The sequence below is a fragment of the Corallococcus sp. EGB genome (assembly GCF_019968905.1).
Lineage (GTDB): Bacteria > Myxococcota > Myxococcia > Myxococcales > Myxococcaceae > Corallococcus.
On sequence record NZ_CP079946.1, the window covers coordinates 1,576,298 to 1,596,601 of the forward strand.

General features: G+C 71.6%; 14 protein-coding genes. 10 read left to right on the top strand and 4 right to left on the bottom strand.

Translation table 11 applies throughout. The features are described 5' to 3' along the window. Nucleotides 1-161 precede the first annotated feature (161 nt). Genes priA through def form a run of 3 tightly spaced genes read left to right on the top strand, consistent with a single transcriptional unit; the run spans nt 162 to nt 8,423 of the window. Nucleotides 162-2,459 (top strand): primosomal protein N', encoded by a 2,298-nt coding sequence (gene priA / locus KYK13_RS06480; RefSeq protein ID WP_370645301.1) that lies wholly within the window; start codon nt 162-164, stop codon nt 2,457-2,459. A 16-nt stretch (nt 2,460-2,475) separates the two neighbouring features. Further along, nucleotides 2,476-7,842: a response regulator receiver protein gene (locus tag KYK13_RS06485; RefSeq protein WP_223642792.1), complete on the top strand. Its 5,367-nt coding sequence runs from the start codon at nt 2,476-2,478 to the stop codon at nt 7,840-7,842. Between the two features lie 53 nt (nt 7,843-7,895). Continuing rightward, entirely contained in the window at nt 7,896-8,423 is a 528-nt protein-coding gene (gene def, locus KYK13_RS06490) for a peptide deformylase (RefSeq protein WP_223642794.1), read from the top strand. Here the strand turns inward: def and nth are convergent. Continuing rightward, nucleotides 8,420-9,130 (bottom strand): endonuclease III, encoded by a 711-nt coding sequence (gene nth, locus KYK13_RS06495; RefSeq protein ID WP_223642796.1) that lies wholly within the window; start codon nt 9,128-9,130, stop codon nt 8,420-8,422. The genes def and nth overlap by 4 nt on opposite strands. A 35-nt stretch (nt 9,131-9,165) precedes the next feature. On the opposite strand from nth, the gene ltaE reads away from it, so the two are divergent. Further along, entirely contained in the window at nt 9,166-10,191 is a 1,026-nt protein-coding gene (gene ltaE / locus KYK13_RS06500) for a low-specificity L-threonine aldolase (protein WP_223642798.1), read from the top strand. A 226-nt stretch (nt 10,192-10,417) separates the two neighbouring features. Next, entirely contained in the window at nt 10,418-11,440 is a 1,023-nt protein-coding gene (locus KYK13_RS06505) for a M23 family metallopeptidase (protein ID WP_223642799.1), read from the top strand. A 28-nt stretch (nt 11,441-11,468) separates the two neighbouring features. Here KYK13_RS06505 and KYK13_RS06510 read toward each other — a convergent pair whose 3' ends face one another. Continuing rightward, entirely contained in the window at nt 11,469-11,738 is a 270-nt protein-coding gene (locus KYK13_RS06510; RefSeq protein WP_223642800.1) for an HU family DNA-binding protein, read from the bottom strand. Nucleotides 11,739-12,062: 324 nt separating this feature from the next. Between KYK13_RS06510 and KYK13_RS06515 the strand changes: the two genes are divergently transcribed. Further along, complete coding sequence (locus tag KYK13_RS06515; RefSeq protein ID WP_223642801.1) at nt 12,063-13,595, top strand: DUF1565 domain-containing protein; 1,533 nt, start codon at nt 12,063-12,065, stop codon at nt 13,593-13,595. On the opposite strand, the gene KYK13_RS06520 is transcribed toward KYK13_RS06515, so the two are convergent. Beyond that, entirely contained in the window at nt 13,586-14,704 is a 1,119-nt protein-coding gene (locus tag KYK13_RS06520; protein ID WP_223642802.1) for an alpha/beta fold hydrolase, read from the bottom strand. The two genes, KYK13_RS06515 and KYK13_RS06520, sit on opposite strands and share 10 nt — an antisense overlap. Before the next feature lie 116 nt (nt 14,705-14,820). On the opposite strand from KYK13_RS06520, the gene pssA reads away from it, so the two are divergent. The 4 genes from pssA to KYK13_RS06540 all read left to right on the top strand — a co-directional run bounded on the left by pssA (nt 14,821) and on the right by KYK13_RS06540 (nt 19,076). Beyond that, nucleotides 14,821-15,678 (top strand): CDP-diacylglycerol--serine O-phosphatidyltransferase, encoded by an 858-nt coding sequence (gene pssA, locus KYK13_RS06525; protein ID WP_223642803.1) that lies wholly within the window; start codon nt 14,821-14,823, stop codon nt 15,676-15,678. Between the two features lie 69 nt (nt 15,679-15,747). Continuing rightward, nucleotides 15,748-17,013: a CinA family nicotinamide mononucleotide deamidase-related protein gene (locus KYK13_RS06530; RefSeq protein WP_223642804.1), complete on the top strand. Its 1,266-nt coding sequence runs from the start codon at nt 15,748-15,750 to the stop codon at nt 17,011-17,013. Further along, entirely contained in the window at nt 17,010-18,509 is a 1,500-nt protein-coding gene (locus KYK13_RS06535) for a hypothetical protein (protein ID WP_223642806.1), read from the top strand. The genes KYK13_RS06530 and KYK13_RS06535 overlap by 4 nt, the downstream gene beginning before the upstream one ends. A 57-nt stretch (nt 18,510-18,566) precedes the next feature. Then, a complete protein-coding gene (locus KYK13_RS06540) occupies nt 18,567-19,076 on the top strand; it encodes a DUF1285 domain-containing protein (protein WP_223642808.1) in 510 nt (169 codons plus the stop codon). Here the strand turns inward: KYK13_RS06540 and recA are convergent. Then, nucleotides 19,073-20,098 (bottom strand): recombinase RecA, encoded by a 1,026-nt coding sequence (recA, locus tag KYK13_RS06545; RefSeq protein WP_223642810.1) that lies wholly within the window; start codon nt 20,096-20,098, stop codon nt 19,073-19,075. The two genes, KYK13_RS06540 and recA, sit on opposite strands and share 4 nt — an antisense overlap. Nucleotides 20,099-20,304: the final 206 nt, after the last annotated feature.

Consider the following 20,304-nt stretch of genomic DNA (forward strand, 5'->3'; position numbering starts at 1 on the left):
CCGGGCACAGTGGATCCCGGGTGCAGGAAGGGCGGGCCGGGGACGTCGGCGGCAAGAGGGCGGTCATGGAGCAAGAGCACTTCGCGCTGGGTGGTTTTCCGCAGGGCCCGTCAGGCGCCCCCTCTCGCGGTTCCATTCCGCTGCGGACGCGGCGTACGGAAATGGGAAGGGACGTGGCGCAACGGGAGCACGCCGCTACAGTGCGCCCCGTCGTGAGCGCCTCCCCTGCCCAACTTGCGTCCGTCGCCGTGGGGCGTCCCGTGCGCGGGGAGTTCACCTACCTGGTGCCGGAGTCGCTCTCCGACAAGCTCGCCCCGGGGCAGCGCGTGCTCGTGCCCTTCGGCCGGGGCATGGCGCTGGGCTTCTACCTGGGGCCCGCGAACGCGCCGGTGGAGGGCGGCGTGCGGCTCAAGCCCATCCAGCGCGTGCTGGAGGACTCGCCGTCCCTGCCCAAGGACCTCATCGCGCTCCTGCGCTTCACCGCCGAGCACTACCGCTATCCGCTGGGCGAGGTGATCCGCGGCGCGCTGCCGCCGGGGCTCTCCACCGCGGTGGAAGAGAAGGAGGCCCGGCCGGACATCCAGTTCTTCGTGGAGGCGCTCGTCGCGGAGGTGCCGCCGCAGCTGGCCCGGGCCCCCGCGCAGGCGGCGGTGCTCCAGTACCTCCTGGCGGTGGGCGGGCGCGCGCCGCTGGAGGAGGTGACGCACGCCATCCCCGGCGCCCGCGAGACGCTGAAGAAGCTGGCCACGCGCAAGTTCGTGAAGTGGGTGGAGGTGACGCTGCAGCCGGGCGTGCGCGAGGGGCTGGTGCAGAACCGCCCGGACCGCCTCACCCCGGAGCAGGCCCTGGCGGTGAAGGAGCTCCAGGGCGCCGTCGACGCGGGCGGCTTCCAGCCGTACCTCCTGCACGGCGTCACCGGCAGCGGGAAGACGGAGGTGTACCTGCGCGCGGTGGAGCACACGCTCGCGCGCGGCCTGGGCAGCCTGGTGCTGGTGCCCGAAATCGCGCTGACGCCGCAGCTGGTGGGGCGCTTCCGCAGCCGCTTCGGCGGGGACGTGGCGGTGCTGCACTCGGGGCTCAAGGACCGCGAGCGGCTGTTCCACTGGCAGGCGCTGCGCAAGGGCACGGTGAAGATTGCTGTCGGCGTGCGCTCGGCGGTGTTCGCGCCGGTGGAGCACCTGGGGCTCATCGTCGTGGACGAGGAGCATGATCCGTCCTTCAAGCAGGACGAGAAGCTGCGCTACCAGGCCCGCGACCTGGCGGTGGTGCGCGGCAAGCAGGCCAGCGCGGTGGTGGTGCTGGGCTCGGCCACGCCGTCGCTGGAGACGCTCCAGAACACGCGCTCCGGCCGCTACAAGCTGATCGAGTTGAAGAACCGCGTGGATGACCGGCCCATGCCCTCCATCAACCTGGTGGACCTGCGCGTGGAGCGTCCTCGCGAGGGCCAGGTGACGGAAGAGGCGCCCATCCTGAGCCCGCAGATGCTCCAGGCCATGGAGGAGACGGTGGCCAAGGGGCAGCAGGTCATCCTGTTCCTCAACCGCCGCGGCCACAGCACCATCCTCCTGTGCGAGGTGTGCGGCCTGTCGCTCAAGTGCCACGACTGCGACGTGTGCATGACGCACCACCGCTCCCAGAACCGGGTGGTGTGCCACTACTGCGGCGTGGCGTTCCCGGTGCCGGACCGCTGCCGCGAGTGCACGGGCCCGCTGCTCAAGCTCGGCATCGGCACGGAGCGCGTGGAGGCGGAGGTCCTGGAGCGGATGCCGCACGCACGCGTGGCGCGGCTGGACCGCGACTCCGCGACGAGCGCGGAGAAGCTGACGGAGCTGCTGGCGTCCTTCGCGCGGCGTGAAATCGACGTGCTGGTGGGCACGCAGATGGTGGCCAAGGGCCACGACTTCCCGGGCGTGACGCTGGTGTGCGTGGTGATGGCGGACACGTCCCTGGCGATTCCTGATTTCCGGGCCGCCGAGCGGACCTTCCACCTGTTGACCCAGGTGGCGGGGCGCGCGGGGCGCGGGAAGGACCCGGGGCGGGTGCTGGTGCAGACCTACAACCCGGACGCGGAGCCGGTGAAGCGGGTGCTGGCGCACGACTTCGACGGCTTCTCCAAGCAGGAGCTGGAGTGGCGCAAGGCGCTGGCCTATCCGCCCTTCGCCCGCATGGCGGCCGTCCGGCTGGAGGGGGAGCACCCGGAGCAGACCGCGGGGGTGGCTCGCTTCCTGGGGAACCTGGTGGGGCGACACATGCCGCCGGCGTCGGCGGGCGTGCGCCTGTTGGGGCCGGCCCTGGCGCCCATCGCCCGCATCCGGGGCAAGACGCGCTGGCAGTTGCTCCTGAAGGCGCCGACACATGCGGCGCTCGCCCCACTGCTCGCCCGGCTGGAGGCGGCGTTGGCGGATGTGCCCAACGGAGTGAAGGTCGTGATCGACGTGGATCCCGGGGCCATGCTGTAGACTCCCGGGCTCCCCCATGGGCGCCTCGGTCCTCCTCGTACACGACGACATCGCCACCATCGCCGCCGTCCGGCGACTGCTGTCCCGCGAAGGGCACGAGGTCATCCTCGCGACCTCCGCCGCGGACGCGCTCATCGCCTTCGGGCATCACCTGCCGGAGCTCATCGTGCTCGCGCCGGGCGTGGAGAGCGGGCGCGGGCACGTGGTGCTGGAGGAGCTGGTGCTGCACCCGGACGGCCACAAGGCGCGGGTGCTGCTGCTGAGTGAGTCCATCGAGGGCTTCAGCGCGCCGGTGGCGCCGCTGCCCCTGGACGGCCCCAGCTTCGTGACGCTGGTGGACACCTTGATCCGCGCGCCGGCGGAGGCGGATGGCTGGCGCGTGGTGGAGAACCGGACGCTGCAGGAGCCGGCGAAGGGGGGCGCGCCCTCGGACGAGGACTGGCACGTGACGTCGCCGCGCTCGGTGGGCGGGGACCCCGCGCTGGCGAACGCGCTGTTCGGAGACCTGGCGCCGCTGAACCAGACGGACTGGGAAGTGGCGGCGATGACGCGCGAGGAGCGCAGCGCGCACGCCGTGAACCAGCAGCGCGAGCGCAGCACGAACGTGGCGGTGAACGCCGCGCTGGAGCAGGCGCACCTGGAGGTGGAGACGGAGGCGATCGCGTCCATCGACTCCGCGCTGTCGGTGGGCACGAGGTCCCACGGAGCCGAGGCGGGGGAGGGCGACTCCGGCGAGGCGTGGGGCGAGGAGGATCCGGACGCGAGCATCGGCTCCGAGTGGGACGGGGCGCCGCCGGAGGGCCGTGCGCCGGAAGCGCGCACCACGTTGCGCTTCCCGTTCCCGAACGAAGAGGGCGCGGAAGAGGCGCCGCCGGAGGGACAGCTCGCGTTCCGTGAGGAGCGGCTCACCCCGCCGGGGCTGAAGCCGGTGAAGCCCGCGCCGAAGCTGGGGGACGAGGGCTTCTTCGACGTCGACTCGGACGAGGGCGGTGGCGCGGCGAAGGACTCGGAGCCGGAAGGCTCGGCCCCGCTGGCGTGGAAGGAACTGGAGCCGGATCCAGAGCTGGAGGGGCGTGCGTCGCCGGGCGGCGTGGACGACCCCGACGAGACGGACTTCGGTTCGGTCGCGGACGACGTGGCGGCGGAGGAGCGGGCCGCGGCGGCGAGGGAGGCGGAGGACGACGCACCCTCGGAGCCGACCGCGGAGGAGCTGGCGGCGGCGGGCCTGTCGAACTGGGACGTCCTGGAGGCGGACCTCAAGGCCTCCGCCGATGCGCGCGAGCGGGAGGAGTCCGCTGACGACACCTCGAAGCCAGTGGGTTCGGACTGGTTCGACTCCGAGACCGTCGATGAGGTGAAGTCGGAGGGCTCCAAGCCCCTCCAGTGGTCGGAGCCCGCGAACGGTGAGGCCGCGAAGGCGGGCAAGGCCACGGCGTCGAGCGACGGCGCGACGGCGGGCAGCGCCGCGCCAGGTGCGAACCCGGAGAGGCCGCTGCGCGTCGCGGCCCGTGTGCCGCTGCGTTCGCCGGGCAAGGCCCCCGTGGGGGTCGTGGTGGCCGGTGGCACCTCGGCGGGCAGTGAGGCCGGGGCGGTGGTCGCGTCGGGAGCGGGGGAGGGGCCCGCGGGCCTGAATGACAACCCCGGTGCTGGCGATACAGCGAAGGCCGGTGGGACCTCCTCACCACGGAGCAACGCGCCCGGCGCGGATGCCGCCTCGTCACGCGCGGAGAGCGCGACCCACCGGCTGGAGGTCCAGGCGCCGTCGTCCGTGATGCTGGTGCCAGGAGGAGTGCAGCGGGCGAACAAGCCGCGCGCCCAGGAGCCGGAGGCATCCGCCCCGGCGCGCACGGACGCCGCCGAGCCGTCGTCGGAGCTCATCGCGGAGCTGGAGTCGCTGCGCGAGGAACTCGCGATGGCCCACGCCGCCATCGAGGAGGCGGAGGCCCGAGCCGCGGACGCGGAAGCCCTGGCCGAATCAGAGCAGTCGCTCCGCGTGGAGCTGGAAGAGCGCATCGCGGGCGAAGCGCGAGCCCGGGAAGACGCCCGGCTCGAAGCGGACGCCGAGGTGGAGGCCCGGAGCGCCGTGGAGGTGAGGGCCGAAGCGGAGGTCCACGCCCGTGCCCGCGCCGAGTCCTTGTTGGAGCAGGCCTCGGCGGCCCATGCGGCCTCGGAGGTCCGGGCCGTCTCGGCGACGCAGGCCCTCGCGGAGGTCGAGGCCCGGCTCGCCTCGGAGGCGGGCGGGCGGGTGGAGGCGGAGGCGCGCGCGGCCGCGGAGGAGCGTGCCCGCCTTGAAGCCGAAGCCATCGCGGAGATGGTCCGGCTGGAGCTCGCCGAGCTCGAGAAGCGTCTCGCCGCGGAGGTCCAGGCGCGCGAGGAGGCCGAGCTCCGCGCCCATCAGGAAGCACAGACGCGCGCAGAGGCCGAGGCCCGCGCCGAGCTGGAGCAGGCCGCGCGCTCCGACGTGGAAGCGCGGCTCGAAGCCGAGACCGAGGCACGGCTCGCGGCCGAAGCCCGAGCGGAATCCGAATCCAGGGCCGCGCGTGCCGAAGCCGAGCAGGCGCACAGCCACGACAGCGAGGAAGCCGCGCTCCGCGCGGACCTGGAGGCCCGGCGTGCCGAAGCCGAGGCCCGCGCCGAAGCGGAAGCGAAGGCCCGGACCGCGGCCGAAGCGAAGGTGAAGCACTCCGCGCAGGCGCTGTCGCTGGTGGAGGTGCGGGCCCATCATCTGGCCCAGTCGCTGGCCGAGTCCGAAGCGAAGGCGAAGCAGTCCGCGCAGGCGCTGGCCCAGGCGGAGACGCGGGTGCAGCAGGTCACGCAGGCGCTGGCCGAGTCCGAAGCGAAGGCGAAGCAGTCCGCGCAGGCGCTGGCGCAGGTGGAGGCCAGGGCGCAGCAGTTGGCGCAGGTGCTGCTCCAGGGCGAGGCCAACGCAAGGCAGTCCGCCCAGGCGGTGAGCCAGGCCGAAGGCCGCGCCACGCAAGCCGAGGAGGCACGCGCCGCCGCGGAGGCCACCGCCGAACGCACCGCCGAACGTCTGGCCGAGGCGGAAGCCCGGGCGACGAAGGCAGAGGAGGCCCTGCTCGAAGCCCAGGCCCGAGCGGAAGAGGCCGAGGCGGCGAAGCAGCAGAACGAGACGCGGTTCGCGGAGACCCTGAGCCAGGCCAACGCCCGGATGGAGCAGCTCAAGCAGGCCCGCCAGCGAGCCGAGGCCAAGGCGGCGCAGCCCGCCGAAGCCCTGCTCCAGGCGGAGGCCCGCGTGGAGCAACTGACGCAGGCCCTGACGCAGGCCGAAGCGCGAGCCACCGAAGCCGAAAATGCCCGCGCGGCCGCCGCCGAGCAGCTGAAGCAGGCGCGGTCCGAAGCCGAGGCGCACGCCGAGCAGCTCCAGCGGCTCCAGACCGAATCGGGGAACCGCGCGGACCAGTTCACGCAGTCCCAGGCCGAAGCCCAGGCCCGCCTTGAGCACCTCATCCAGGCGCGCACGGAAGCGGAGGCCCGAGCGGAGCAACTCGCCCAGGAGCGCGCCGAAGCGGAGGCCCGAGCGGAGCAACTCGCCCAGGCGCGCGCCGAAGCGGAGGCCCGAGCGGAACAACTCGCCCAGGAGCGCGCCGAAGCCGAAGCCCGGGCGGAACAGCTCGCCCAGGCGCTGGCCAACGCGGAGGCCCGCACGGAGCAGCTCACCCAGGCCGAGTCGCGCATCGAGCAGCTCACGCAGGAGCTGACGCAGGCCCGCACCCGCGAAGAGACGCTCGCGAGGACGCAGTCCGAGCTTGAGGCTCGCGTGGAGCAACTCACGCAATCCCTCGCTCAGGCGGAGTCCCGCGCGGAGCAGTCCACGCACGACCTCACGGACGCGGACGAACGCGCACGGACCCGCGTGGCCGAAGCCGAACAGGCCCGCGCCGAAGCACAAGCCAACGCCGAACAGCAGCTCCAGGCCCGCACCGCCGCGGAGGCCCGAGCCCTCCAGGCCGAGCAGAAGGCCACCGAAGCCACCGCCAAGGCCACCTCCGAAGGCCGGCTGCGCACCGTGCTGGAAGTCCGCCTCGACTCCGAGGCCCGCGCACGTCAGGACCTCGAAGCCCGCCTCGAAACCGAAGCCCAGGCCCGCACCGCCGCGGAAGCCCGCCTCGCCGCCGAGTCCCAGGCCCGCGACGCGCTGCAAGCCCAACTCGACCAGCTCCGAGAGGAACTCACCCGCGAGCGCGAGACGCGCACCCGGCTCGAAACCGAAGCCGTCGAACAGCGCCTCCAGGCCGAACGTGAGCGCCAGGAACTCGAAGCCCGCGCGCAACGGGACGCGGAGGAGGCCGCGGCCCAGGCCCGCGCCACGCTCATCCCGCTCGAATCGCCCGGCCGTCCGGAGATGGCGGTGGCCCGCAGCGGCAGCCTCACGCAGGAGGGCCTCGCCCGCCTCATCCTGAGGCTCTGCGACGCGCGAATGGAGGTGCGCCTGGAGCTCAAGGTGATGAACGCCTTGCGCGTCCTCTGGCTGCGCGACGGAGCCCTCGTCGGCGCCGCGTCCTCCGCGCAGGGCGAATCCCTCATCGACCGGGCCCGCGCGGACGGCCTCATCGACGCGCGACAGGAGGCCGAGCTGCGGCTCGTGCGCAGCGCCACCACCGGCACGCTGCTGGAAGCGCTGCGCGGACGCGGCTACGTGCGCGAAGCTGAATCCGTCCCCCTGGTCCAGCGCTACACCGAACAGGTCTTCCTGGACGCGCTCGCGGAACCCTCCACGCTCTACCGCCTGGTGCCGGAGCCCGCGCCCCACGAGGTGGCGCTCGCCGCCGCCACGCGCCCGCCGCTGCACCTGCTCGCGGAAGGGCTGCGCAACACGCTCACCGCCGAATCGCTCCTGGACGCGGCGGGCTCCCTGCGCGCCCAGGTCTCCCGAGGCGACGCGCACATGGCCCCCGCGGACTTCGGTCTCTCCGCCCGCGAGCTCCAACTGCTCCAGTCCGTGGATGGAGAGCGCACGCTGGAGTCGCTGCTCCTGGGCTCGGGCCTGCCGCAGGACAGCGCGCTCAAGGCGCTCGCGGTGGCGCGGACGCTGGGCCTCATCGCGCTGCATCCACCGTCGGAGGACGCCCGGGGCGACCTGCCGCCGGAGCTGGACGTGCACCGGCTGGAGGCCAAGTTCGAGGAGATCCAGGACGCGGACTACTTCACCGTGTTGGGGCTCGCCCGCTCGGCCGGAAGCGAAGAGGTCAAGCGGGCGTACACGCTGCTCGCCGCGGAGTTCCACCCGCTGCGCTTCGCCGGCCATCCGGACCCCGCGCTCCAGCACCGCGCGCAGCAGATCCGCGCGGTGTTGACGGAGGCCGCCCGGGCCCTGGGAGACGACCGGCTGCGGGGCGAGTACGCCCGTAATCTGCTCGACTGATGCCCGGGGGAACGGTTGCCCGTCGCGGTCCGGAGGGGTTAAGAGTCCCCTCCATGGTTCGCGAGATTCTCATCTGGCCCGACCCCATCCTGAAGCAGAAGGCCAAGCCCGTGGCGAAGGTGGACGACAAGGTCCGCGCGCTCATCAAGGACATGTTCGAGACGATGTACGCCGCCGAGGGCGTGGGTCTCGCCGCCCCGCAGGTGGGCGTCCTCCAGCGCATCATCGTGCTGGACACCCGGCCGCAGCAGCCGGAGTCCAAGCCCCTGGCGATGATCAACCCGGAGTTCGTCTCGCTCGAAGGGGAGACGACCTACACGGAAGGCTGCCTCTCCATCCCCGGTGAAGCCGAGGACGTGGACCGCGCCGCCATCGCCACCGTGCGCTACCTGGACGAGGACGGCCAGGAGCAGACGCTGCGCTGCGACGGCCTCCTGGCCATCGCCGTGCAGCATGAGGCGGACCACCTGGACGGCACCGTCTTCGTGGACCACGTCTCCACGCTCAAGCGCGAGTTCATCCGCAAGCGCATGAAGAAGCTCAAGGCCTCGCGCGAGCAGGGCGCCCCGGCGTCCGCCTAGGTCTTCGCGGTGGCGCGCACGCCCTTCTTCGGGCACTTCGCCGCCACCACGCAGGAGTCGCAAGCGGGCGAGCGCGCGAAGCACGTGCGCCGCCCGTGCCACACCAGCAGCTGATGCCCCAGCGTCCACCGCTCGCGAGGCAGCAGCGCCTGCAGGTCCTTCTCCACCTTGTCCGGGTCTTCCTGCGTGGTGAAGCCCAGCCGGTACGCCAGCCGCTTCACGTGCGTGTCCACGGGGAAGGCCGCGTCGCCGCCCAGGTGGATGCACACCACGCCCGCCGTCTTCAGGCCCACGCCCGGCAGCTGCGCCAGCGTGTCGCGCGTCAGCGGCACCTGGCCGCCATGCTCCGCCACCAGCGCGCGCGCCGTGGCCACGATGTTCTTCGCCTTCGCGCGGTACAGCCCGCAGGTGCGGATGAAGGGCTCCACGTCGGAAGGCTCGACGCGCGCATAGGCCTGCGCGTCCGGGAAGCGGGCGAACAGGGCAGGGGTCACCAGGTTGACGCGCTTGTCCGTGCACTGCGCGGACAGGATGACGGCGACCAGCAGCTCCAGGGGCGTCCGGTAGTCCAGCTCGATGCGAGCGTCCGGCATGGCCGCTTCCAGACCGTCCAGAACCGCCACCGCGCGCTGCCGCTTCTCACCCACTGTCTCTCGCCGGGCCACGCGGGCGTTGTATGTCACGGGGCGGCTCCGCCCAAGCGCCATGGCGGGGCACCCACTTCCACGCAGCGAGGAGAACCATGAAGCCCATCGACTTCCGCTCCGACACCGTGACGAAGCCCACGCCCGCCATGCGCAGGCTCATCGCCGACGCGGAGGTGGGCGACGACGTCTATGGCGAGGACCCCACCGTGCGCCGGCTGGAGGAGCGCGTGGCGGAGCGGCTCGGACTGGAGGCCGCCGTCTTCGTCCCCTCCGGCACGCAGGCGAATCAGATCGCCATCGGCGCGCACTGCCGCTCGGGCGATGAGGTCCTGACGGAGGAGGGCAGCCACATCATCCAGTACGAAGGAGGCGCGGTGCCGGCGCTGTGGGGCGTGCAGCCGGGCCCCCTGCCGGGCGAGCGCGGCCTGCTGAAGCCGGAGACGGTCGTGGCGGCGGTGCGCGAGGACAACATCCACAACCCGCGCACGCGCCTGTTGTCGCTGGAGAACACGCACAACCGCGGCGGCGGCACGGTGTGGCCGGTGGAGCGCTTCCGCGCGGTGGTGGAGGCGGGGCGCAAGGCCGGGCTCGCGGTGCACCTGGATGGCGCGCGCCTGTTCAACGCGGAGGTGGCGGCGGGAAAGCCCGCGTCCGCGTGGGCGTCGCTGACGGACACGACGTCGGTGTGCTTCTCCAAGGGGCTGGGCGCGCCGGTGGGCTCGGCGCTCGCGGGCAGGGCGGACGTCATCCGCGAGGCGCGGCGGCTGCGCAAGCGGCTGGGTGGCGGCATGCGGCAGGCAGGCATCCTCGCGGCGGCGGCGCTGTACGCGCTGGAGCACCACGTGGAGCGCCTGGCCGAGGACCACGCCAACGCGCGCCGGCTGGCCGAGGGCCTGGCCCAGATTCCGGGCGTGAAGGTGGACCTGGCCCGGGTGGAGACGAACATGGTGTTCGCGGACCTCGTGCGCCCGGCGGCCGAGGCCTCCGCGCTGCTCCTGAAGCAGGGCGTGCTCGCCAACCCCACGGGCCCGCACTCCATCCGCCTCGTGTGCCACCTGGACGTGTCCACGGCGGACATCGACGACGCCCTGGCGCGCATCCGCAAGGCCTTCGCGGGCTGACACGCGCGGCACCCGTCGGGGGCCGTCGCGGCCCTCCAAAACCTGTCCGACAGTCGGACAGGTCCGGACGGGGCCCGGGGCTGGCGGCCCAATGACGGTCCTTCGGGATCCGGGGATGCGCTCCCTCCACGCCGGGTGTGGTCCGCACGTACCTGGGCGCTACGGAAAATGATCCACGCCCCGGCGCGGGTTGACGGACCGGCGCGCGTGATAGTCTCGCCCCGCCGTGCGCCGACCTGCCGTCCTCGCCCTGTTGGCCCTCTCCGCCTGCGCCACGCCGCAGCCGGGGAAGATGAGCTTTGAGGAGCTGTACGCGACCGCGGGTGACAGCGGCTCCGCCAGCGACAGCGGTCCCTTCCTCCCCCACGAACCAGTGCGCGCCCGGGGCCCGCTGGTGCCCGAGCGCTCCCCGGAACTCGAGGCCCGCCTCCGCTTGTTCGCCGAGCAGGCCCAGGCCTACCGCGCCAAGGCCCAGCGCGGCAGCGCCATGCCCGCCGAACAGGTGCGCAACTGGGAGGCGGTGAACGCGGCCCTGGACGCCTTCCTGGACCGGCCGATCGAGTCCACCGACACCCGCGACCTGACGCGCGCGCGGGGCGTGATGGAGGCGGAGCTGGAGCAGGACGCGCGCCTGTACGGCGACATGCCGGGCCCGCTCGCGGAGGCCGTGGTGGTGCGCGTGGGCCGCCTCATCGTGCGCGCCTCCACGCTGCGCCGCTGGGAGACGCCGCCCGAGCCCTCCGGCCCGCCGCGCCTCGCCTGGCCCGTGGCGCCGGTCACCATCACCAGCCTCTACGGCGAGCGCTGGCACCCCATCACCGGCCAGCTCCGCCGCCACTCGGGCGTGGACCTGGCGGCCTTCCGGGGACAGCCGGTGGCCGTGGCGGAGAAGGGCGTCGTGCTGCGCGCCGGCTGGAACGGCGACCACGGCAAGATGGTGGAGGTCCAGCACGACGGCCAGTGGGTGACGCGCTACAGCCACCTGTCCGAGGTCCTGGTGACGACCGGCGAGGTGCTGGCGAAGGGCGACGTGGTGGGGCTCGCGGGGGACACGGGCCTGGCGACCGGTGTCCACGTCCACTTCGAACTCTGGCACGACGGTGCTTCCATGGATCCGCTGGAGGCGCTCGTCGCCCCCGAGTCGGGCCCGGACGCCTCCGACGAGGAGCGCCCCGTGGCCCGCATGCCCGCGGAGTCCCCCGTCCTCACGTCCCAGGGGCGGCACCCGGCGGCGGGTTCACGCCCCTGAGGAGGACGGGCCTGGAAGGGCCCAACGACTACAGCGAGTTCTTCAGCTCCTTGGCCGGACGGAAACCGACCGTCTTCGACGCCTTGAGCTTCATCATCTCGTTGGTCTGCGGGTTGCGGATCTTCCGCGCCTTGCGCGAGCGCAGCGACCAGGTGCCGAACCCGGGGTAGCTGAAGCGCGAGTCCTTCTTCACCGCCTTGCCGATGTTGGTGAAGACGCTGTCGAGGATCTGGGCGGCTTGCTTCTTCGTGAGCCTCGACTGCGCAGCCACCACCTCCACGAGCTCTGCCTTGGTCATGACACCCCTCCCTCTGTGCGTTGTCTGGCGTTGAACGAGCGGATGGCGGAGGTAACAAATCGAGGTTTCGACTGTCAATGCGCCACCTGCTCCCAGGCCGGAAATTCGGCCTCCGGATGAAAACTGGCCTCTGAAAATACACCCGGTAGAGAGAGGGAGGATCGCATCTTTTGATACATCCTCACACTCCTGCTTTTGCCATCCGGGAAAGTGATCGCTTGATGATCGATTCCGCATGAAAGGCATTGGAAAATCGATCACTTGGCGGTGGGGGCTGATCCAGCTCCAGCAGGGTGCCGTCAGGGGGCTAGAGTGCCTGCCCGCATGTCCACCCGACTGCTGCCATGGCTCCTGGTCCTGCTGTGCGCCTGCTCGCGGCCGACGTCCCGGCCCCAGCCCCAGGCGGCGGCCGAGCTCTGGGTGGACGGCGCGGCGTCGAACGGTGACGGCACCCGGGAGAGGCCCCTGAGGACGCTGACGGAGGCCCTGGCCCGTCCGGGCCCGAAGCGGGTGCACCTGGCCGCCGGCCGCTACGAGGGTCCCGTCCAGCTGTCAGAGGGAACGAGGCTCATGGGAGAGGGGCCCGGCACGGTCCTGGCGGGGACCGGCCCGGGCATGACCGTGGTGGACGCATCGAGGGACACCGCCGTGGAGGCCCTGCAAGTGGCGGGAGGGGACTGGGGCATGGAGGCTCGGGGCCCCGTCCAGGTCCATGCCGTGACCTTCCGGAGTCAGGCCCGGGGAGCCATCCGCCTGGCGGCAGGTTCACTGGAGGGCAGAAGCCTGCGCTTCGAGGCAGGAGCGGGCAGCCAGTCCCGGACCTGTTCCCTCCTGGACACAACGCTTCCCGCGGAGCCCCCCTCCACCGAGGCTCCGGATGGCCTCGGCGTGCTCGTGGAGGCAGCAGCCCCGGGGGATGCGGCGCCCTCGCTGATCCTCCGGGACGGCGTGTTCGTGGGGCCCTACGAACGCGCCGTCCGTGCCCGGGGCGGGGCCACGGTCCGCCTGGAAGGGGTGTGCTTCCAGGGGCCTCGGATGGCGCTGAGCCAGGAAGGCGGCGCGGCGGAGGTGGAGCGGGCGCGGGCCTCGGGAGGTGCGGGCACGGCGTTCTCCACGGTGGAGGGCGCGCTGACGCTGGTGGATGTGCGGGTCCAGGGCCACGAGTACGGCGTGACGGCCAACCGGGCGCGGGTGTCGGTGCGAGGCTTCACCTCGGAGCACGCCACGCGCGCGGGCCTCGGGCTCACGGCGACGAGCGGCCTGCTGGAGGACGTGGCGGTGAAGGACGCGGGCAGCTACGGAGCCCTGCAGCTCACGGCCTCGGACCTGGAGGTGCGGCGCTTCCGCCTGGAGGGTTCGAGGGAATACGGCGTGGTGGCGCTGCAGGGGCGGCTGCGCTTGCGCGACGGCGTCATCACGGGTGTGAGCACCGCGGATGGCGTCGCGGGGGACGGCCTCCACCTGCGCCAGGTGGAAGCGGACGTCGACACCGTGAGCGTCCAGGGCGCGAAGGGCTCCTGCGTGTTGGCATCCCAGCATGCGCGGGTGACGCTCCAGAAGGCCCGGCTCTCGGGCTGCGGGCTCGCCGGGTTGGCGGTGGATACACAGGCCACCCTGGAGTCCCGGAACATCGACGTGCGAGACACCGCCGGTTCCGTGGTGCTGGCCATCGAAGGAGGGCAGTTGCAGGTGGAGAGCCTCACCGCGAAGGACGCGCGAGGCGAACTGGTCTCCACCGACTGCGAGGAGCAGACGCGCGTCCACCTGCGCCACGTCGACTCGAGCACAACGCGAGGCCTGCGCTCCCCCTGCGTCCAACTCGACGCCCGCCCTCGCGCCGGAACGCCTCAGCCCTGAGGGGGAGCACTCGTGGGAGGCAGCGGCGTGGCGCGCCTTTCGAGCCACTCGCGGATGACAGGGTAGACCTCCACGGGCGCGCCGGTGCCGAAGATGAGGTCTCCGTGGCCGTAATCCATCTTGTCCCCGTGGTCCCGGCCGAAGACGTGCAGGGTGCGGTCCGGTGAGGTGAGCAGCGCGTACTGCGCCTCCACGTTGGCCGCGGTGGCCAGCCGGTCCGCGCTGCCGCCCATCACCAGCACGGGCATCTGGAGCTTCGCGATTCCCGCGCGCCAGTCCGTCTTGCGGTCGTAGGAGCGGAACGCGTCGTGGGAGATCCAATCCTGGAACTGGAGCAGCACCTTGCGGCTCATCGCCGCCATCATGTTGACGGACAACTGCCGCAGGACGCGCGGAGGGACGTGCCGGGGATTCACCACGATGTCCGACAAGGGCAGCGCCAGGTAGCCCAGGAAAGGTGCCATGCTGGCGCTCACCCACGCCTGCCGGATGCTCCCGGGCCACGCCGCGCGCACGCCCAACGAGATGAGCGTCCGCAGGAACGGCTCCGACTTGAGATACACCGGCGCTCCCAACTCGAGCAGACCCGCCAGCTTCTCCCCATCAGGCCCCTGCGCCACGCCGTAGCCCACCAGTCCTCCCAGCGAGTGGCCCAGCCAGAAGGCCTGCTTCGCGCCGGACTCCTTCAGCGCCAGCTCCAGCAGCGCAGGGCCGTCGTGCAGGATGTGGTCATCGACGGTGAAGTCCGTGGCCCGCCGGCCCTGGGGCGGACGCTGCGAGTGCCCCGTGCCGCGCCACTCCACGCTGAAGCAATCGAAGCCGGCCTCGGTGAGGTAGTGGGCGACGGAGTAGGGTGGTTCGAAGTCGAAGGTGAAGCGGTTGGCCGCCAGCCCGTGGCACAGCAGGACGGGCTCGGCGAAGCGGCGCACCGGGGCCCGCCGCGCGTGCACGGTCAGTTCCCACCCATCCGCGCAGCGCACGCGCAGCCTGTCGGGAAGAGGGCCCTTGAGGCGGTACCACCGCCGCACCAGCAGGACCCACACGACGTTCACCAGCACCAGGACGCCCGCGGCGGTCAACCCCCACAGGGCCCACTGCCCGTACGGCATTTCTCCTCCCATGCGACCCGGGACTGACTCCGGAGCGAATAAAAGCCTGCTAAGGTCCGTTCCCTCGCCGTTTCTGCCACATGGGCAGCCGACCACCTGGGGAAGTCGAGGGAACGATGAAGCTGCGGAAACTGATGTTCGTGCTCCCGAACCTCTTCACCGTCACCTCCATCTTCTGTGGCTTCTACGCCATCACCTTGTGCGCGGGTGAGGCTGAACCGGTGCAGCTGTACCAGGCCGCCCTGGCCATCCTCTTCGCCATGTTCTTCGACGGGTTCGACGGACGGGTGGCCCGCCTGACGAAGACGCAGAGCGACTTCGGCATGCAACTCGACAGCCTCGCGGACGTCATGTCCTTTGGCGCGGCGCCGGCGCTGCTCGTCTATAAGTGGGCGTTGGCCCCCATGGGCTTCTGGGGCCTGTTCATCTCCTTCGCGTTCATGGCCTGCGGCGCCATGCGGCTGGCGCGCTTCAACGTCCTCGCCATGCGCAACCCGCACGGCGGTGGCGGCTGCTTCTTCGTGGGGCTCCCCATCCCGCTGGCGGCCGGCGTGCTCGTCTCCCTCGTCATCTCCCACCACGTGGCGTCCCAGGGCGAGGCGCTCGGTGACGGCGCTCGCGTGCCGGTGGCGGTGGCGGTGGGCGCCCTGTCGCTGCTGATGGTGTCCACGGTGCGCTACCGCACCTTCAAGGACGCGCGCCCCAGCCGCAAGACGGCGCTTGTCTTCATGGCCATGGCGCTCACCGGGGCCTTCATCGCCCGGCAGTTCCACCCGGCCTGGGTGCTGGTGACGTACTTCATCGCGTACCTGCTCATGGGGCTGGTGGAGTCCGCGGTCTCGGTGCGCAGCCGGCTGGCGTCGCGCAAGGTCGGCGCCGTCGCGGCGGTCGCGGTGGCGGCCGGGCTTGATGAGGAGGACGACGAGGACTCCGAACCCAACGCCACCACGGACGACGGCCCCGCTTTCCTCTGAGCAGCCAGGCACGGATGCCGGGACGCGGACCGTGCCCTCCCGACCCGGGGCCGCTAGGATGCCCGGCCCATGCGCGTCGAGCTGCTGTGCACCGGTGACGAGCTCGTCACCGGCCTCATCACGGACACCAACAGCACCTGGCTGGAGGCCCGCCTCTTCGACCTCGGTGTGAAGGTCGAACGGGTGACGCTGGTGGGGGACGTGCGTCCCGGCATCACGGGCGCGCTGCTGGAGGCCTCGGCGCGCGCGGACGTGGTCATCGTCTCGGGAGGTCTGGGCCCCACTGCGGACGACTTCACGCTGGAGTGCGCCGCCGCCGCCGCGGGCGTGACCCTGGAAGAGGACGCGCGAGTGCTCGGCTGGCTGAAGGAGCGCTATGCCGCGCGAGGCATGCCCCTGAACCCGGGGGCCCTGCGCATGGCGCGCATCCCCAAGGGCACCGAACCGGTACGCAATCCCCAGGGCTCGGCGCCAATGGTCATCCAGCGCCTGGGCCGCGCCCACCTGTTCTTCCTGCCAGGGGTCCCGCGCGAATACCGCGCCCTGGTGGACGGAGAGGTCCTGCCGCGCGTGTGGACCTGGCTCGCCGCGGAACCCCACCGCACGTTCCGGGCCTTCCGCCTGCTGCGGACCGTGCGCCTGCCTGAATCCATGCTGAACGAGCAGGTGATGCCCCTCGCGCCCAGCCACCCCAGGGTGGTGTTCGGCTTCCGGACGCACGCTCCGGAGAACCACCTGAAGCTGATGGCGGAGGCCCCCACGCAGGAGGAGGCCGACGCCGCGCTCGCCGCCGCGGAGGCCGCGTGCCGGCAGGTCCTGGGCACGCACGTGTACGGAGCGGATGGCAGCGAATACGCCCCTGTCCTCCTGGACCTGCTGGCACGCGCGGGCCATACGCTGGCGGTGGCGGAGAGCTGCACGGGCGGCCTCGTCGCGCAGCAGCTCACGGCCGTCCCCGGCTCCAGCCAGGTCTTCATCGGGGGCGCGGTCGCCTACTCGGAGAAGATGAAGTCCGCCTGGGTGGGCGTGTCTCCGGACATCCTCGCGAAGCACGGCGCCGTGTCCTCCCAGACGGCGCTCGCCATGGCGGAGGGAGTCCGCGCCGCCTGCGGCGCCACGTTCGGCCTGTCCGTCACGGGCTACGCCGGCCCCGCGGGAGGCACGCCCGAGGACCCCGTGGGCACCGTGTACTGCGGCCTGTCCGGCCCCGGCATGGAGCCCCGCTGCGAGCGGATAACGGTCGCGGGTGACCGGGACCGGGTCCGCCTGTTCGCCGCGTCCCACGTGCTGGAGATGTTGAGGTTGCACCTGCTCGCCGCCCCTGTGTCGCCATGAGTCGCTCCAAATCAAAGCGTCCCCGTCCTTCCGCGATGGAAGCGCCGTCCACGGTGCCCCCATCTCCCGCCCCTCAAGGGGAGCCCGTCGCGGCCCCACCCGAGCCCTCCGCGCTGCTTGTCAGCCCCACGGCGCCAGCGGAGCCCTCCAGTCCCTCCCTGTCTCCCGCCGGGACGGAAGCGCATCCCGTGCGGAACGCGGTGCGCCAGTGGCTGTCGGCCCACCGGGTGGAGGTGGCGCTGTTCCTCATCGCGTTCGCGGTGCTGTCCAGCTTCAGCTCGCAGCGCTTCCTCCGGCAGAGCGCCGCGCCGCACTTCATCTACCAGGCGCAGTCCTGGCTGGACGGACGGCTCGACGTGGATCCCCAGGTGTTGCCCAACCTGGAGGACTGGGCCTGTGTTCGGGTGGTGAACGGACACAAGGTCCGCTGCGAGGGACGTCCGCTCCCAAGTGACCGCTGGTTCGTGAGCTTCCCGTCCTTCCCCGCAGTCGCGATGCTCCCCTTCGTCGCGCTGCACGGCTACCAGTTCAACGACACCTCCTTCGGCGTCGTCGTGGGCGCGCTCGCGGTGGCGTTGTTCTATTCGTTGCTGCGCTTCCTCGCGAAGCAAGGCGAGACGGAGCGCAACCGCGACGACAACGTGGTGCTGTCGCTGGTGCTCGCCTTCGGCACGCTGTTCTTCTACTGCGCCATCCGGGGCGAGGTCTGGTTCAGCGCGCAGGTGATGGGCGTGGCGCTCACGTGTCTGTACGTGCGCACCTCCGTGAAGGCCCGCCGCCCCGTGCTCGCGGGGGTCTTCTTCTCCATGGCGGTGCTCACCCGCACGCCGCTGGTGTTCGCGGGCCTCTTCTTTGTCCTGGAGGCGCTCTGCCCCGGACCGGACCGGCTGGCGCAGCTGAAGGCCCTTCCGGCCACGTGGAGGCCAGCCCTGCGCAAGCTCGTCCTCTTCGGCGCGGGGGCCGCACCCCTCGCGGGGCTCGCGGCCGCGTACAACGCCTACCGCTTCGGCAAGCTCGGCGAGTTCGGCCACTCGTACCTCTACAACAACCGGGTGAACGTCGACATCGACCGCTTCGGGCTCTTCAACATCGAGTACCTGTCGCGCAACCTTCAGGCCGCGTTCCTCAAGCTGCCGCAGGTGTCGCTGTCCCCGCTGAGGCTGTCGTACGACCCGCATGGGCTGACGCTGCTGCTCACGCTGCCCCTGCTGGTGTTCTTGCTGGTGCCCCGCACGCGCCCCCGGCTGCACTGGCCCCTGTGGCTGACCGTGGCGGTGTGCGCGCTGCCCGGTCTCTTCTACCAGAACACCGGTTACATGCAGTTCGGCTTCCGGTTCAGCCTGGACTACACGCCCTACCTGTTGCTGCTCTTCGCCATTGGCGGATGGTCGCTGCGCAACCGCTCGGTGGTAGCCGTGCTGGCGCTTGGCGTGCTGGTGAACTTCTGGGGGGCCGTGGCCTTCCGGGGCTACACGGAGTTCGTCCGGAACTGGTAGGCCTCCAGGGCCCGGCGGCTTGAATCCGCCGGGTTCCCACCGCACATGAAGGGCGACATGCAACCTCCCACGGGTCAGCCACCACCAGGCAAGCGTTGGCACACGCGTGAGGACAGCGGCATCCGCCTGGATGCGGCGTTGCGCTGGTGGCACGACGACGAGCCCATCGAGCATCCGAAAATCATCGAGCTCTTCAACGCCTCGCTGGTCCTGGACGAGGACGGGCGCTACCAACTGCGCATCGCTCCGGACTGGTGCTACGTCCAGGTAGAGGACGCGGCCTACGAGGTCCGCACCGTGGACGTCACCCCGGACGAACGTGTGTCCCTGCGCCTGAGCGACCGGACCGCCGAAGCCCTGGACCTGAAGTCGCTCCAGCTCACGCCGGACGGAGTCCTCACGTGCCGCGTGAAGCAGGGCAGGGCGAAGGCCCGCTTCTCCCGCGATGCGCAGTACCAGTTCGGTGAGCTGCTGGAGGAGGGCCCCGGAGGGCACCTGGTTTTGCGCGCGGGCCAAAGCCAATGGGAACTCCCTCTCTCGCTGGATGCGCTCCAGGCCGCGACCTAGGCGGCCTCGGCCGACGAGGGCTGCGCGGACGGTGAGGGGGCGCCCACCAGGTCGCGGGCAAGCGCCTCCAGGACGTCCGGGTGCTCACGCAGCCATTCGCACGCCCGCTCACGGCCCTGGCCGATGCGCTCACCCCGCAGGCTGAAGTGGCTGCCCGACTTCTCCACCATGCCCGCGCTTACGGCCAGGTCGAGCACCTCGGCGGCGCGGTGGATGCCCGTCCCATAGAGCACGTCGAACTCCGCCTCCTGGAATGGGGGCGCCAGCTTGTTCTTCACCACCTTCACGCGCGCCCGTGAGCCCACCACCGAGTCGCCCTCCTTGAGGTTGCCCGTGCGGCGGATCTCCATCCGCACCGACGCGTAGAACTTCAGCGCGTTGCCGCCCGTCGTCGTCTCCGGGTTGCCGAACATCACGCCAATCTTCATGCGGACCTGGTTGATGAAGATGATGCAGGTGCCGGAGCGGCTCACGGCGCCCGTGAGCTTCCGCAGCGCCTGGCTCATCAGCCGGGCCTGGACACCCATGTGCGCGTCTCCCATCTCTCCTTCAATCTCCGCGCGGGGGACCAGCGCCGCCACCGAGTCCACCACGATGAGGTCCACGGCGCCCGAGCGCACGAGCTGCTCGGTGATTTCAAGCGCCTGCTCCCCGGTGTCCGGCTGAGCCACGAGCAGTTCCTCCGTCCGCACCCCCAGCTTGCGTGCGTAGGACAGGTCCAGGGCGTGCTCCGCGTCGATGAAGGCCGCGACGCCTCCCACGGACTGCACCTGCGCAATCGCATGCAAGGTGAGCGTCGTCTTGCCGGAGGACTCATTGCCGAACAGCTCCACCACACGCCCTCGCGGATAGCCCCCCACGCCCAGGGCCCGGTCCAACCCCACCGAGCCCGAGGGGATGACCGCCACCTTCTGCTCCGGTGCGTCCGCGCCGAGCGTCATCACCGCGCCCCGGCCGAACTGTTTCTCGATGGACGCCACCGCTGCCGCCACTGCCTTCAGCTTCTCCGTCAGCCTGCTCATCTCGTCTGCCTCCCTCGCCGCCCTGCGGGCTGGATGCCTCGGCGGTGGGCAGAGCAACGCTCATGCCGCGCGGGCGCCCAGCGAGGCGGGCCTGCAAGGGCGTCCAGGTTGGTCCACTCCGTCCGGATTGGCGGAGCGGCATGGCTGTCTCCCGGGTGCTGAGAAGGCAAAGGTGGGAGCACCTCCGCATAAGCAGACTCAAGAGG